Annotated in this window: 9 protein-coding genes; 4 read left to right on the top strand and 5 right to left on the bottom strand. The window is 58.3% G+C overall.

Going from position 1 to position 15714, the window contains the following annotated elements; all coding sequences use genetic code 11:
* Position 1 precedes the first annotated feature (1 nt).
* The 4 genes from H3T88_RS07635 (at position 2) to H3T88_RS07620 (ending at position 6329) form a co-directional block, all read left to right on the top strand.
* Positions 2–1036, top strand: coding sequence for a LacI family DNA-binding transcriptional regulator (locus H3T88_RS07635; protein WP_198204174.1), 1035 nt, complete (start codon positions 2–4; stop codon positions 1034–1036).
* Positions 1037–1090: 54 nt separating this feature from the next.
* Positions 1091–2074, top strand: coding sequence for a ribokinase (locus H3T88_RS07630; protein WP_373564659.1), 984 nt, complete (start codon positions 1091–1093; stop codon positions 2072–2074).
* 469 nt (positions 2075–2543) lie between these two features.
* Complete coding sequence (locus H3T88_RS07625; RefSeq protein ID WP_442859978.1) at positions 2544–5324, top strand: DUF7134 domain-containing protein; 2781 nt, start codon at positions 2544–2546, stop codon at positions 5322–5324.
* A gap of 315 nt (positions 5325–5639) precedes the next feature.
* The gene (locus H3T88_RS07620) at positions 5640–6329 is read left to right on the top strand and encodes a response regulator (RefSeq protein WP_198204172.1); all 690 of its coding nucleotides are present in this window, start codon (positions 5640–5642) and stop codon (positions 6327–6329) included.
* A 19-nt stretch (positions 6330–6348) separates the two neighbouring features.
* Here H3T88_RS07620 and H3T88_RS07615 read toward each other — a convergent pair whose 3' ends face one another.
* From H3T88_RS07615 to H3T88_RS07595, 5 genes are all read right to left on the bottom strand, one after another.
* On the bottom strand, positions 6349–9003 hold the full coding sequence (locus H3T88_RS07615) for an ABC transporter permease (RefSeq protein WP_198204171.1): 2655 nt from the start codon (positions 9001–9003) through the stop codon (positions 6349–6351).
* 31 nt (positions 9004–9034) lie between these two features.
* Positions 9035–9919 (bottom strand): ABC transporter ATP-binding protein, encoded by an 885-nt coding sequence (locus H3T88_RS07610; protein ID WP_198204170.1) that lies wholly within the window; start codon positions 9917–9919, stop codon positions 9035–9037.
* Between the two features lie 421 nt (positions 9920–10340).
* Positions 10341–13034, bottom strand: coding sequence for an ABC transporter permease (locus tag H3T88_RS07605; protein ID WP_198204169.1), 2694 nt, complete (start codon positions 13032–13034; stop codon positions 10341–10343).
* Positions 13035–13045: 11 nt separating this feature from the next.
* Positions 13046–13936 carry an ABC transporter ATP-binding protein gene (locus H3T88_RS07600; protein ID WP_232347259.1) on the bottom strand — a complete coding sequence of 297 codons (891 nt, stop codon included), beginning with the start codon at positions 13934–13936 and terminating at the stop codon, positions 13046–13048.
* A 194-nt stretch (positions 13937–14130) separates the two neighbouring features.
* Positions 14131–15450 (bottom strand): O-acetylhomoserine aminocarboxypropyltransferase/cysteine synthase family protein, encoded by a 1320-nt coding sequence (locus H3T88_RS07595; RefSeq protein WP_198204168.1) that lies wholly within the window; start codon positions 15448–15450, stop codon positions 14131–14133.
* Positions 15451–15714: the final 264 nt, after the last annotated feature.

Raw genomic sequence — 15714 nt, 5'->3', positions numbered from 1 at the left:
GATGGCGTACGCGACGATCAGGGATGTGGCCCAACGGGCCGGTGTCTCCGTATCGACGGTCTCCCGAGCCCTCAACGACTCCGGGCGCATCTCCCCCGCCACACGACAGCGCATCAACCAGGTCATCCACGACCTGCACTATGTGCCGGACTCCCGGGCCCGATCCATGCACTCCGCCCACTCGCGCACCATCGGCCTGCTCATCCCCGACATCCGCAACTCCTACTTCGCGGACCTGGCCTACCTGATCCAGGGCCAGCTGCTCAACCACGGCTTCCAGACCCTGATCTGCACCTCCACCCAGGGCGACCCCGGCGAGGACCGGGCGCAGGTGCGCAACCTGCTGGGCCAGCACATCGACGGAGCCATCATCGTGCCCGGGCCGCGTTCCTCGCACACCCTGGAGGAGCTGACCAGACGCGGGCTGCCCCTGGTCTGCGTGGACCGTGCCGCCGAAGGTGCCGCCGGACGCGACGGGCGGGTCATCCCCTGCGTGGACGCCGACCCCGAACCCGGCCTGAGGCAGGCCCTTGAGGATCTGCACGCCCAGGGCCACCGACGCATCACCCTGGTGCCCGGACCCCTCAGGGAATCGGCCACCTTCCGCGAACGCCTGAACGTCTACCGGGACCTGCTGGCAGGCATCGAAGGCATGGACGACCCCCTGGCCGACCAGGTAGAGCCCGGCACCTTCGACCCCGACATGATCGACCTCTGGGCCCGGCAGGGAATCACCGGCGTGCTCTTCGGATCCTCCCTGGATGCCATACGCGCCATCAAAACGGCACAGTCGCGAGCAATCAGCATCGGCGAGGACCTGTCCATGATCACCTTCGACGACCTGCCCGTCTTCCGCATCCTGACCCCGGCCGTGTCGACCATCTCCCAGCAGATCGACACCATGGGGACCCGCTGCGTGGACATGCTCCTGGCTCTGATGGCAGGCTCGCCCGTGCGGTCCGTCCGGCTGCAGACCAGCTACCGCCACTGCGCCTCGGTGGGTCGCCCGCCCGCGCACACCGGCCAGGATCCCTGAACCTGTCACAGCGTGATCATCAAGGCGGACAAGCTCATCAAGGAACGGAGAAACATGATTCAAGATATGGCGGCGGCACCCGACCAGGTGCTCAAGGGACTGGATACCATCACGGGATCCATCTCGGTGGTCGGGTCCATGAATGCGGACTACACCGTCAACACCGACCGGCTGCCCAAGCCCGGCGAGACCATCAATGGGGGTCCCCTGCAGGTGCTGCCCGGGGGCAAGTCGGCCAACCAGGCGGCGACCGCGGCCCGCATCGGTGCCCAGGTAAGGCTCTTCGGGGCAGTGGGATCCGACTCCAACGCCGACTTCCTGCTGGGGCAGCTGGGCAACGCCGGAGTAGACGTCTCCCATGTGATGACCGTGCCCGGAGCCAGCGGAACCACAGTCATCACCGTGGATGCGCGCGGCGAGAACACCATCGTCTACTCCCCCGGCTCCAACGGCAAGGTGGATGTGGACTACGCCCACCGCTCCCGCCAGGCCCTGACCTCGGCCAAGGTGCTGGGCCTGTGCCTGGAGAGCCCCATCGAGACGGTCACCGAGGCCGCGCGCATGGGCCACGAGGCCGGCATGACCGTGCTGCTCAACGACTCCCCCTTCCGCGCCGACCTGCCCGCCGACCTGATCGCCAACTCGGATCTGATCCTGGTCAACGAACATGAGATGGCCCAGCTGCTGGGCATCGACGAGCCCGAGGACGGCGACTGGCTGGGGGCCGACTGGGACCGGATCAACCAGACCATGCAGGACTTCGGCTTCCACCGGGCCATCGTCACCCTGGGCGGTGAGGGATCCATGGTGCTGGACCAGGGCCAGACCTACCGGATTCACGCCGTGCATGTGGACGCCGTGGACACCACCGGCTGCGGGGACGCCTTCATGGGCACCGTGCTGGCCGGCCTTGCCTCCGACATGACCCTTGTGCAGGCCGCACAGCTGGCCTCCTACGTCTCCGCCTACGCCGCCACCGGGCAGGGGGCGCAGGCCTCCTACGGCACGGCCGAGCAGATTAGGCTACGTTTCTCCTGAGTTTGGACGTTCGGGGCCGGAGCCATCAAGGTCGAGCCATCGGAATCCTGACCACCGGGATCTTGTAACCAGGGTCCGCTGGTCAGGGTCCACCGATTATACAAGTAGAGCGCTGCTGACCCCCTCCCTTGCGTTGTCAGGCCGATGAACCGTTGCGAAAAATGCACGACGATTCGTCGGCCTGACTGGTATCTGTGCGATACAGGCTGGATGGATGGATACTGGATGCATACTTGTTACCATTTGAGTGCAAATATGGCATCCATACCCATTACCAACTGAGGGCAAGTCCGATATCCGCTTTTATTGCCGTCTGAATCCAAGCACTGAATCTGTTCTTATCGCCATTGTTAAATACATCTTACAACTGCTCCGGCTCATCCGCCTTGCGACAGCCTGGGACCGCGTTTGACCTCATCATCCCTCGGACTGATGGCACCTCCCGCTGTCCCCGAATATTGTTGATTCCATGAACACAGTCAGTCAAACAGCGCAGCGACCAATCACCAGGTCCAATAATCGAATGCTACTGACTGACGCTCTCTTCGCCATCCTTCTGTTTCTGCTGGTGAGCGGCTCCAGCGCCAATCTACAAGATGGGGCCCTGATTCCCTTGCAGGAAAACCTAATCCTGATGTGGACGGTCCTGCTCATAGCCCCTGTCGTTATCCGTCGCCGATTCCCGAACGTAGCAGCCGGGATCTTCGTCGCTGTGGCTCTGGCTCAGCTCCTGTTGGGACCTGCCATCATGCTCTCCGACGCAGTCTGCCTGGTGATGGTCTATTCCTGTCTGCTCTACGGACGTCCATCCTGGCGTCGACTCTATCTGACCGTGGCCTGGGTCATGACGCCCCTATCCTGCCTTATCTTCACATTGGTCGATTTGGGGTTTCTGCCTCCGGGCAAGACGCGGCCGGATCACATCTCAATGTTGCCGACCTCATTCAAAGATCTGGCAATCACCTTCCTATCGAATTTGCTGATCGAGGGGCTTCTGCTGCTCATAGCCATCGTTGCAGCCTACTGGACGCGGACCAGAAGGGATGCCATTGATGAGGCCCGGCGACGCAACCACGCCTTGGCCCTGCAGGCAGAACAAAGCGCGGCCCTGTCTGCCAGCGCTGAGCGGGCCCGCATAGCACGTGACATGCACGATGTCGTCGCCCACACTCTGTCCATCGTCATCGTGCAGGCAGATGCCGGCAGATACGCAGCCACAGCCGATACGAACCTTGCTCTCAAGATCATGCGCACCATTGATCAAGAGAGCCGCCGCGCCCTACGTGAGCTGAGCTCGCTTTTCGGCAAACTCAAGACTCCAACCAACCCGGCACCCGAAACCAGCCAAAAGACAGCGGATTCTCTTCCAGGCCAACACTCTTCTTCCCCACCACCAACGGACCCAGCCCATATCCAGCCGCTTGACCAATCTCAAACAACTGCCCAAACGAATTCCGCTAGTCAATCCGGGAACGCTCATAATCTGAATCCAGCCGGAACAGATTGCACTCAGCCGAGCCAAGCCAGCGGCCATCTTCACATAATCAAAGAGAGTCCAGCCACCAAAACTGCCAAGGCCAACGTTGATACGGCCGACAGTGCGCGTATCTGGCCTTCGGTTGCCACCTCTTCAAACAATCCGCCGACCAGCTATAAATCATGGTCAGACCTGATAGATGCCGCCCGACTTGCTCAGCCAGAATCCCAATTCAGCCGACGCATTGAAGGCCGACCCTGCCCAGAAAAGCTGGATCGCAGCCGCACCATAACTGCTTACCGGGTGCTGCAAGAAGCATTGACCAATGTTCGCAAGCATGCCGCTCCGGCTTCGGCTGTGCTAGTTGAAGAACAGTGGCTCACGGACGGTTTGTGTCTAACCATTGACGACCGCCCATTTGACCATGCCTCTACCAATTCAGATTCTCCGCCACAGATGGACCGACCTACGCATTCAGGTTTCGGTCTTATAGGGATGCGCGAACGACTGACTTCTCTTGGAGGCAACCTTCAAACTGGTCCCGAAACAGAAGGCGGGTACCACCTCCAAGCGTGGATTCCTTTTGCCACTCCGCCAAAGTCCGACCCTGAAGCGGGGATACGTGCCAATCGACAAGCTCAATGGTCCCTGCGCTCGATTGTCTCCACGCTCTTCGTCTGGTTTCAACGCCATCCATTGACGGCCGACCTGGGTTTGGTAATCGGACTCGTATTGGTAGAGAATCCAGGTCAAGCTGTTGCTATAGCACCTGTCATGCGACAATATGATCCGGGCCGGCCAGTAAAGGTCATCGCCACGCTAGGTATCGCTTTGCCTCTGATTGTGCGCAGGGTCCGTCCCGGCATTTGCGCCGCCATAGTGTCTGCAGTTGCCGCCCTGCTGCTGCTCTTCTCGCCCTGGCTGCCAGAAGCTGCAGTCTTATCCCCAGTCGCTGTATATTCAGCAATGGTTTACGGTAAATACACCACCCGACGGTGGGTTCCGTTGGCGGTCATCACGGATACGGTTTTATGGGCTGTCAGATGTGTAGCCAATAACCAAGGGTGTCCAACCATTCTGGCCTACATGACAGAAGGCCCGGCAAAATCATCTTTCTCTGTATCCCATTTAACACTTTTCATAGTGATGGCCGCACCGGCCTTGATCTGTCTGCTGACCATTCTGATTGCCTCACGCCGACGTACTCGTGGTTCGGTCCTGCTCCTCCAGCAGGAACGCGAGCGCGCGCTAAACCAGACCCTGCAGGAAAGCCAGGCTCTGGCAGCCAATCAAGAGCGCGAACTCATTGGCTCTACCATGCAGGTAGAAGTGGCTGCAACCCTGAATACAGTCATTGCATCCACTACCAAAGCCATCTCCGAGTTGAACCATTATCAAGTCAAGGGGGTGAACCCTTCCCCAGAGCAGGTAGCGCAAGCCTTCGGCGACATTGCTTCTCAAGGACGCCAGGCCCTGGCTCGCATGCGACAACTGCTCACCGTCCTGCGTCATAGTTCCAGCACCGGTTTGCGCTCAAACACTGACACCGCCGATTCCCCAAACAAGAGCCTCAACTCAGACAGGAACCATATTGGCGAGCCCACCCGTAAAAACCCACATATACCTGCTCTTCACCCAGCCAAACCCCTGCCAGTAGATCTTGATGATCAGCTTGACAACTATTCGCAACAATCGCAACAGGATAAGGAACCAGAGCATGCCCCATCGGACCAACAGGACCACCCAATCTCCAGGCGTGAGCGTTCTTCATGATGAGCACCTCCTATGGATAGCAAACAGGAAAATGACCGTGTCAGGTAATCAGCACAATCGAAAAATTGAGCACTCCATGAACCACGCACCCGAAGATTAGGCACTCGGGAAATCGATTGCTGACGAGCATAACTTCACCAGTTGAAAGTCTCTCCGACGACAGTCGCTTAGCCAGCAATTACTCAATCAACAATCAACCAGACAGCGATTACCCTGGATCCAAGTTAAATCCAGTTGTAATTCCAAGCCACACTCAACTCAGATAAAATCGAATGGTAGCGCTGGCTACCATCTAGCGGAAAGAAGCAGGCAGTCATGGAACGGACCGAACCCATCAGCGTTGCCATCGTGGATGACCAGGATCTGGTCCGGGCTGGCTTTGCCATGGTCATCGGCTCCCAGGATGACATGACCGTGGTCGGCCAAGGAGCGGACGGCGAGCAAGCAGTGGATCTGGCCTCACGCCTGCGGCCCGATGTGATCCTCATGGATGTCCGCATGCCTGGCATGGATGGTTTGACAGCCACCCGCCAAATCACTGCTTTGTCACCAGATCGTCCGGAGCCCAGGGTCATTGTGCTGACCACCTTTGATCTTGACGAATACGTCATGGCCGCTATAAAAGCCGGCGCATCGGGATTTCTGCTCAAGGATACCGAGCCTGAAACCCTCCTGTCCTCCATCCGTACAGTCCACCGGGGCAACGCGATCATTGCCCCTTCGGCTACAAAACGTCTGATAGAACACATGGCCCATGACATGCCTGCGACCGGGTCCATGCCATCGGGAACGACCTATCGCGATCCCGAAGCGGACCTGCTCACTGATCGTGAGCTGCAGGTTCTGGTTCACATAGCCCAAGGTCTGAGCAACCAGGAGATTGCCGACAATCTGGGGATCTCACTGCCCACAGTGAAAACTCATGTCACTCACATTCTCCAGAAGATCAATGCCCGCGACCGCGTCCAGGCGGTGGTCTTCGCTTACGAAAACCATCTGGTATGAACCTGGACGTCATGCAGCATCAATCGTCACTAAGAGCCTCAATGGGTGAAACCTTGACTGCCTCCCTGGCTGGCAGCACACTGGCTGCCACAGCAGCCAGCAAGGCCACTGGCAGTATCAGCACAAAAGCCGACCATGGCACGGTGAAAGTCACGGACCCTAAGGGCACAAAGACCTGGTAGGCTCCTATCCATCCGAAGAGCGTTCCTAGAACGATTCCAGCCAGACTGGCTCCCAGGGCTATCATGCAGGCCTCGACTCCCAAGGATCGACGAACCTGGACGCTGCTCATGCCGATTGCCCTGAGCGTGGCAGTCTCACGACGGCGTTCCAGCACCGACATCATCAAAGTGTTGGAAACCCCTATCAGGGCGATAATCACAGCAACGCCCAGCAACGCCACCATGATTGCCAACAAGGAATCGATTCTTTCGCTCCATGTCCTCATTTGCGTCAGCCCTCCGCTCATAGCCATGTCGTCATGCTCTCCTACAGCCTGACGTATGTCATCCAAGAGCAGTGCGGTATCGCAATCTCCCTGCGTCCTAATCCAGATTTCATGCGTCTTGGTGTCAATCCCAGCGACATTCCGGGAGTCCGTGATTGCATAGACGCCACTGGTATCCAGCCCGCCGAATCCGGCAAAGACCCCAGTCAATGTTCTTCTTGCATCTGCCTCCTTTTCACGTTCATCGTCCGCCTGAGGATCGGCTATCGACAACTTCAGCCGACTTCCATCCCGGTAACCGGAATGCTTGGAAATCGTTCTGGTCGACACCAGCAGCGCATCCGACCTTTGCATACCTGGACCCAGATCGGCATGAAGCACTCGCTTGATCCGTGAAGCATCCAAGGCATAGACAGTCATGGAAGCTTGTGAGGGGCCTCCTGACTCGACCTTGGCATTGAATCGCTGCACCAGCTCTGCATCTGCAACACCTTCGACACGCTCAATGGCCCGCACATTTCTCTTGTTCAGCCCCTGACCAGATATTTCAATATCCACGGAATAACGCTGATCAATATCCTTGAACAAAGTACGTTTAGCGGTTACCGCACCCGTAGCCAGAGTGGAGACCAGAGTTACGCCAATCAGCAGAGCAACACCTGTGGCAGCGACCCGTGAGGGATTTCGAGCGATATTCGCCACTCCGACCCTGCAAGATGGTCCAATCTTGGACACAGGTTTACCCAAACAACGCAGAAGAGCCGGAATCCATCGCCGAGCCCCTACCAGCGCACTCAGAAAGATCAGCAAAACACCCAATACTGCGAGACCTAGCAATCGTTCCTGCTGATTACTGGTCTGGACTGTGTCGCCAGAGTTTGTCCGGACTAACTCCCCTACGCGCCAAGATGACCAGGTCACCAACGCCAGACCAATGACAGCCAGCAGGATACTGATTCGTAAACCGGTCCGATTCCTGCTGCCCTGCTCCTGATAATCCACTGGCTGCAGGGCTTCAAGCGGTCTGACTCTGATAGCCCTATGACTAGATCCAAAGGCAGCCACCAGGGTTGCCAAAACACCGAGCACAAACGGAACCAGGAGGGAGGAGGGTGTAAGCAGGAGTTCAAACTTCATGGTGCCCGAATGCAAACCAAGGCAACCGGCAAGGCCCATCAAGCCCATGGCCAGCAGGATGCCGATCAGGGACGATATGACGCCAAGAAGCAGGGCCTGCTGCAGCACGCCTACCCTGATTTGCCGTCGATCAGCACCAATAATCCTCAGCAGGGCCAGATACCTGCGCTGTCTGGCCACCATGATCTGGAAGGTGTTGGCAATCACCAAGGCAGCCACCACCATGGCCAGCAAACCAAAAGTCATGAGGAAAAGAGTTGTGATGTCCACACCATCACCGGTCTGCTCTCTGAGCAGCCTGTCCTCCATGGTACGACGATCCTCCAGCTGGTATCCCTTGGGAACGTATCGCCTGATATTTTGCAGAGTGTTCTGAAGCTCCTTGCCTTGGCCATCAACCTGCAGATAGACATTATTCACAGGAGGAGACTCCGGTCCAACTATTCCCGCCATACTCAGCAGACGCTCAATCCGAGAATCCCTCAGCACCACAGCTCCACCGAAGGCATCGTACTGTCGACCACGGCTCTTGCTGATGCCTGAGATGGTCAAGTCCACGGTTCCTTGGTCAACAAGGCGTTCTTTGCTTGCAGAATCCTGAGCACTATCGCTATCACTACCTGGCAGCATCAAGGTGGACAGATGGAGGCGCACCTTATCACCCAGGCCCGCCTGGAGCCTGTCGGAGACGGGATGCGGCAGCACAACCTGATCATCTGAATCCGGCCATTGCCCCCGGACCAGATCAACAGGCATGAGTTCCTGCCTGGCACTCACAATGGCCAGAATCCCCTTGCTGGATTGACCGTTCGCTTCCGTATCCACCAAGAGGCTGACATCAGGGCGCAGACCACGAACCCCCTGCAAGTTCGACAGTCCTTTGCCGTCAAACTCGTCGAACAGGATTGGCTTGTCCTGATCCTCTCTGGAGGCCACAACATAGTTGGCTTGACCAGCATCCACGCTGATCTCGCGACGCATGGAGGCTTTCGCCACGTTGCCAAAAAGGAGCGTCAGGCACATAAAGAGGGTGCCGATAACGATGGCCAGACCAGCCGGCATCATCATACGTGCATCGCGCTTCATCATCGTACGGGTTATCCGCCACACAGTGCACCCCCTAGTCCCGTACCTGGGAATCGCCTGCAGCGCCAGCCGACACTTGTTCAGCCAGAAGGTCATTCATGGCCTTCACTGTCGGATTCTGTCGGTCCGCGACTATCCGTCCGTCGGCAAAGACCAGCGCACGATCGGCGTAGGATGCGGCATAGGCATCATGCGTGACCATGATGACGGTCTGCCCCAGCTCGCGGACCGAATCCCGAAGGAAGCTGAGCACCTCGGTCGAGGAAGCCGTGTCCAGGTTTCCCGTAGGCTCGTCCGCAAAGACGATCGAAGGCTTGGTGATGAGGGCCCTGGCGATTGCCACTCGCTGCTGCTGGCCACCCGAGAGCTCGCTGGGCCGATGGTCCAGCCTCTCCGACAATCCCAGAGTCTCTACCAGCTGCTCCATCCATGAGGTGTCGGGCCGAACGTCGTCCAGTACCAGCGGCATGAGGATGTTCTGTTTGGCAGTGAACATAGGCAATAGGTTGAAGCTCTGGAAGATGAATCCCAGATGCCGTCTCCTGATAAGGGTCAGCTGACGGTCGTCCATTCGTGTCAGGTCGACTCGGCCGGCCTGATCAATCGATGGATGGTGACGATCTCCGCTCTTCGAATGCAGAAGATCAGCGCCCATATAGACATGACCTGAGGTGACAGTATCCAGACCAGCCAGAACGTGCATGAGCGTTGACTTGCCCGAACCTGAAGGACCCATGATGGCCGTGAACCGACCTTGTTCGAAATTCACGTCAATTCCACGCAGGGCATGGACGGCGTTCGATCCTTGCCCATAATCCTTGGTCAGCTGCCTGGCGCTGACGGCCGGCGGTCCCGCGACGCCTGGACCTGCTCTGTCAATTAACCCTTGTGAAGACGAAGTATCCGCTTTGTTCTGCATGGTGCTCCTTATCTGCGAGGAAGCCTTTCTCCCGTCAGCTTCCGACCCTATGCGGCCATCGGCTGTCGCGATATGCTCCCTGGGAGCGATGAAGAGAATCATCCTTACGGATGAGTGTGCTGAAGAACTCCTTCTGTTAGGCTGGCACCATCCAAATCAACACGGGGCGGCGGGGATGGACATCTGCGGAGATGAAGCGAATCATGTTCAGCACAAGAGACATGAGTCACAAAACATGCAACCATCGGACCAAGGAATTGAGGCTGTTGCCTAGATCTCCTTGATTGACTACAGGAATAACGAGCTTCCTTAGCTCAAGCTGAATCGTTTCCGAGCAGCATCAAGGAAATCATCACCCGGTAGAATGAGTCATTCATTCCCGACGCCGACCAAAGCATGCCAGGATGAAGGCTGCTTGCCGTCATTCCTCAGCAAGAGCCACGACCGGTGGGGTCCGGTTGACGCGCCTTGCGGGCAGAACACTTGCCAGAATCGCCGCTACGAGCGCCACCAGCAGAATCACCAGCCCGGTGGACCAGGGAATGGGGAAAGCCACCGTACCCAGAGAGGAGAATATCTCATAGGCTGCAGCCCAGCCGAAGAGCAGGCCCAGGACCATGCCAGACAAGGACGACCCCAGGGCTATCAGCCCTGATTCCACAGCCAGTGACCGTCTAATCTGCTTCCGGGTCATCCCAATGGCCCGCAGGGTGGCGGACTCCCGCCGGCGTTCCAGCACCGAAAGGGAAAGCGTATTGGCCACGCCGATCAGGGCGATGGCAACCGCCACCGCCAGAAGAGCCAGGATGATCATGAGCAGGCTGTCGATGGTCCGATCCCACTGCTGCTTCTCAGCCAACCCACCCTTGACGGAAACAGCCGAATACCCAGAAAGCGCGTCTTTCACCTTGTCCATGAATGCCGGGACTGTTGGCGAGCCATCGATCTTGACCCAGATCTGCACCGTCTGAGGCTGAATGCCATTTAGCAAGGATGAGTCAGTCAGGCCATATAAATTGTTGGCATCAATTCCCTGGAAAGGCGCATAGACACTGGTCACGAAGAGTCTTTGAGCCACCGATGCGGATCCGCCATGAGCGCCGCCTTGAATCGGGTTGAGTATATTGAGTCCCAGATTCCCGCCGTCATGAAAATCCTTCTGTTTGTCCATGAGGCTTTTTGGAAGAAGAAGGGCATCTTGTCCGGAAAGATCCTTGCCGACTTTGGCGTTCAGGAGACAATCGATCTTGTGTGGATCCAGAGCGAAAATAGTCATTCCCGCACCGTTCTCGCCACCTGATTTGACCATGGCGGCATATTGGGGCACCAGCTCGGCCTGCGCAACCCCGTCGATTCGACGAATGGCGTTCAGAGCCTCGGCATCCAAGCCATCAGCGCTGATCTGCAGATCGACCGAGTAGTGCTCATCCAGCATGTCGGCCATGGTCTGTTTGGCGCTGGCGGCGCCTGTGCTCAGAGTGGCAACCAGTGTCACACCAATCAAGAGGGCGGTACCCGTAGCCGCCACACGGGAATGATTCCGTGCGATGTTAGCCACGGCGATTGTGGACGAGGGCCCGATTCGAGAAACCAGGGACCCGACTCCCTTGAGCAGGAAAGGAATCCAACGATTTGCACTGAAAAGGATGCCCAGGAAGGCCAGGACAATGCCGATGACAGCCATAGCAGCAACAATGTTCGGCCCATCTCCGGATGGCTTGCTGGCCTTGTCTGCCGTAACATTGAGCCTGACCTGCCAGAGGGACCAGACCGTCATGGCGACGCCCAGCAGAATCATGGCCACGCTGACAAACAGACGTATCCTGCTCGTCCGCTTGTTCTCCAGAAGATCGGCAGGCCTCAACGCCTCCAAAGGACTGACCCTGGTGGCGGCCCAAGAGGAGCCAAGGGAGGCCAGGACCGTGACGACGATGCCGAAAACGAGAGGCACCAGGATAACCGCCGGAGTCAGCTTCAATTGGAAGTAGAGGGAACTTGTATGAGCCTTGGCTGCACCCAGAATGGCCATGATGCCGATGGCGGCAACGACCCCGATAAGGGATGCCACAGCGCCCAGGATGATGGAACGCATCAGAACACTGGCCCTTACCTGGCTCTTATTGGCGCCTATCGTCCTCAGGAGGGCCAGGTAGCGACGTTGCCGAGCGACCATGACCTGGAAGGTGTTGGCAATGACTGTGGCAGCCACGAACATGGCCAGGGTGCCAAAGACCAGAAGGAAGGTGGTGACGGGGTTTTGGGAACCGCCGAGCGCGGTCTTGACCAGTCGGTCCTCCATAGTGTGACGGTCCTCAAGGGAATAGCCGGAAGGCATGAGCTTGCGCAGAGAGGCCAGACTCCCATCAAGGTCGCTGCCCTGCCCGCCAACATTCAGGTAAACGTTCTGGGCATACAGGTTACCTATGCCACCAAAACCTGCTGTAACCATAAAGACATCTATGGTCTTGGGGGTCAGCACTATTGCGCCGCCCGACTCGCCAAATTCGCCGCCCTCGTTGCCCTTGTTCGAGCTGACGCCCGACAAGGTCAGGGGCTTCGATATGAACCTGCCCGCCACCTGGTCAGCGCCGGCCTGCCCTTTCGGCCCAAGGTCCTCGGAAACATACAGCATATTAGGCGACAGGTTCAGATTCACCTTGTCGCCCAGGGAGAGCCTGAGCCTGGACACAGTCGGCCCGGGTAGGACCACCTGGTCATCGGCGCTGGGCCAGGATCCCTTGGACAGACCGACCGGCATCAGCGATGAGTCCGCCATGGGAATGGCGATCACGCTCTCGCTCTTGATCCTGCCGGCGCGGACATCCACCATAAGCTGGGTGTCCGATCTGACTGCGTGAACGCCTGGGACTTTTGCCAGCTCCTCGGTTTTGAAGTCCTTCACCCTTTTCTGATCGGGATGGCTCCCTTCCGCGGGGATGATGGCGTAGTTGGCCTGGGCAGCATCGGATGAGACCATCCGCCGCATGGAAACGTCCATGGTATTGCCGAAGAGGAAGGTCATGGCAATGAACAGTGTTCCGATGACAATGGCGATGCCGGCGGGAATCATCATGCCCAGGTCATGCCGCATCATTTTTCTGGCAATGAACCACATGAGCATTCCCCTCAGCGATGAGCAGCCGAGTCAGCTGTAGCTGCGGAGGCCATGACTTCCTCGGAGAGCAGGGCGTTCATGGAATCAACGGTGGGTCTGTCCTGATCTGCCACGATTCGCCCATCCGCAAATACCAGAGCCCGGTCGGCGAAAGAGGCTGCAAAGACATCATGCGTGACCATGATTATGGTCTGTCCCAGCTCGCGGACCGAGTCCCGCAGGAAGCTGAGGACCTCGGTCGAGGAGGCTGTGTCCAGGTTTCCGGTGGGTTCGTCTGCAAAGACAATAGAAGGTTTGGTGATGAGGGCCCTGGCAATGGCCACACGCTGCTGCTGACCGCCCGAAAGCTCGCTGGGCCGGTGGCTCAGCCTGTCCTCCAGGCCCAGAGTCTTGGCCAGAACATCCAGCCAGGCTGTGTCCGGCTTGGCCCCATCCAGGATCAGGGGCATGAGAATATTCTGCTTGGCCGTAAACATGGGCAGGAGGTTGAAGCTCTGGAAAATGAAGCCCAGGCTCTGGCGCCTCAAGAGGGTCAGCTGATTGTCGTTGAGCTTGGTCAGGTCGACCACTCCCCTCCGCCCTCCACGACGGCTGGTCCGCTTGCCCTTCACCCCGGCGGCATCGGTCCCGTTCAGGTAGACATGCCCGGAGGTAGCAGTGTCCAAGCCGGCCAAGGTATGCATGAGGGTGGACTTGCCCGACCCGGAGGGACCCATGATGACCGTGAACCTGCCCCGTTCGAACTCGACATCCACACCCCTCAGGGCATGGACCAGGTTCTCCCCACTTCCATAGTCCTTGGTCAGCCCCTGGGCCTTGATGGCCACCTGTGCGATCTGCCTCGGTTTCCCCGCGCCGGACGACGAATCAGAAGACGCCCTCGTCTTTGCTCCATGTTTCATGCCACCCATCTTACCCACCAGGACATTTCCGCCTGACCAGTCAGGTACTGTCTGCCACTGGAGAGGCAAGGGGAAGGCATATACAAAGGTGCCCATCGAAACGTAATGAGGTTTCGACAGGCACCTTCTGTTTTCTCGCCTTCTCGGTCATATATCACGCATATACGTGACCAGGAAGGAAGTATGATTGCCTATTACTTGGCCAGCCCGGACTCCTTCAATGCCTGGAAGGCGCCCTTGAGGTCATCCAGAATGTCCTCGATGTTCTCCGTGCCGATGGAGAGCCTGATGGTGCCGGGATGGATGGCCTGATCCTCCAGCTCCTCCGGCGTCTCCTGGGAGTGTGTGGTCGATGCCGGATGGATGGCCAGGGACTTCACATCAGCCACGTTGGCCAGCAGGGAGAACAGATGCAGGTTGTTGATGAAGACCCTGGCCGCATCCTTGCCGCCCTTCAGATCGAAGGTGAAGATGGAGCCAGCCCCGTTCGGGAAGTACCGCTTGTAAAGTTCATGGTCGGGGCGCCCCTCGATGGCCGGGTGGCTGACCGACTCCACCTCCGGTACGGTCTGCAGATAATCCACCACCTTCAGGGCGTTCTCAACGTGGCGCTCAACCCTCAGCGAGAGCGTCTCGGTCCCCTGCAGGAGGAGGAAGGCTGCAAAGGGCGAGATGACGGCGCCGGTGTCGCGCAGGAGGATGGCGCGAATGCGGGTGACGAAGGCCGCAGCCCCCAGATCCTGGTAGAAGCGCAGACCGTGGTAGCTGGGGTCGGGTTCGGTCAAGGTGGGGAACTTGCCGGGCACTGCCGCCCAGTCGAACTTGCCGCCTTCCACGACGACCCCGCCCAGGGTGGTGCCATGGCCGCCGATGAACTTGGTGGCAGATTCCACGACGATGTCAGCACCGTGCTCCAGCGGACGGAACAGGTAAGGAGTGGCGAAGGTGTTGTCGACGATCACCGGCAGGTTGTGGTCATGGGCGATCTTTGAAATGGCTTCGAAGTCGGGCAGGTCGGCGTTGGGGTTGCCGAAGGTCTCGAAGAAGACCAGCTTGGTGTTCTCCTGGATGGCCGACTCGAAGTTGGCCGGTTCCGAAGGATCCACGAAGGTGGTCTCGACACCATCACGGGGCAGGGTGTGCTTGAGCAGGTTGAAGGTGCCGCCGTAGATGTTCTTGGAGGACACAATATGGTCCCCGGTCTGGGTGATGTTCCGGAAGGCATACTCCACGGCTGCGGCTCCAGAGGCCACGGCCAAACCGGCGGTGCCGTTCTCCAGGGCGGTGATCCTGTCCTCGAAGACCCCCTGGGTGGAGTTGGTCAGACGGCCGTAGATGTTGCCCGGATCCTTCAGCGCGAATCGGGCCTCGGCGTGATCGAAGTTGTGGAAGACGTAGCTGGTGGTGGCGTAGATGGGCACGGCCCGGGAATCAGTGGCGGGGTCGGCCTGCTCCTGCCCCACATGGAGCTGAAGCGTCTCGAAATGGTACTTGTGCGGGTTCTGGTCGGTCATGTCGATTCCTATCTGTTTCTGATGAATGAAGTACCCGTGGGAGGTTCATCCTTGTCTGAGTTCTTGACTGTGACCATAAGCGGCCCAAGCCCACCAGTTCAAGCCAGAAAGGACTTTTCGGTATCGTCCTTTTTTATAACAGCTTCCAAAAGGTTGAAAGCGCGCCCTTTTCCATCTCGCCATTCCACACGCGGCGGTGCCCGTTTAATCCCTCCGCTGTAGAGTCGAGTAAGCAACGGAGAAGGCTCCGCTGCGAACAGCCTC

Origin of the sequence: Bifidobacterium sp. W8110 (assembly GCF_016101375.1) — a bacterium.
GTDB classification, from domain to species: Bacteria; Actinomycetota; Actinomycetes; order Actinomycetales; family Bifidobacteriaceae; genus Bombiscardovia; species Bombiscardovia asteroides.
Note: the sequence above shows the minus strand (reverse complement) of the source record. Positions and strands in the feature narration are given on the sequence as shown.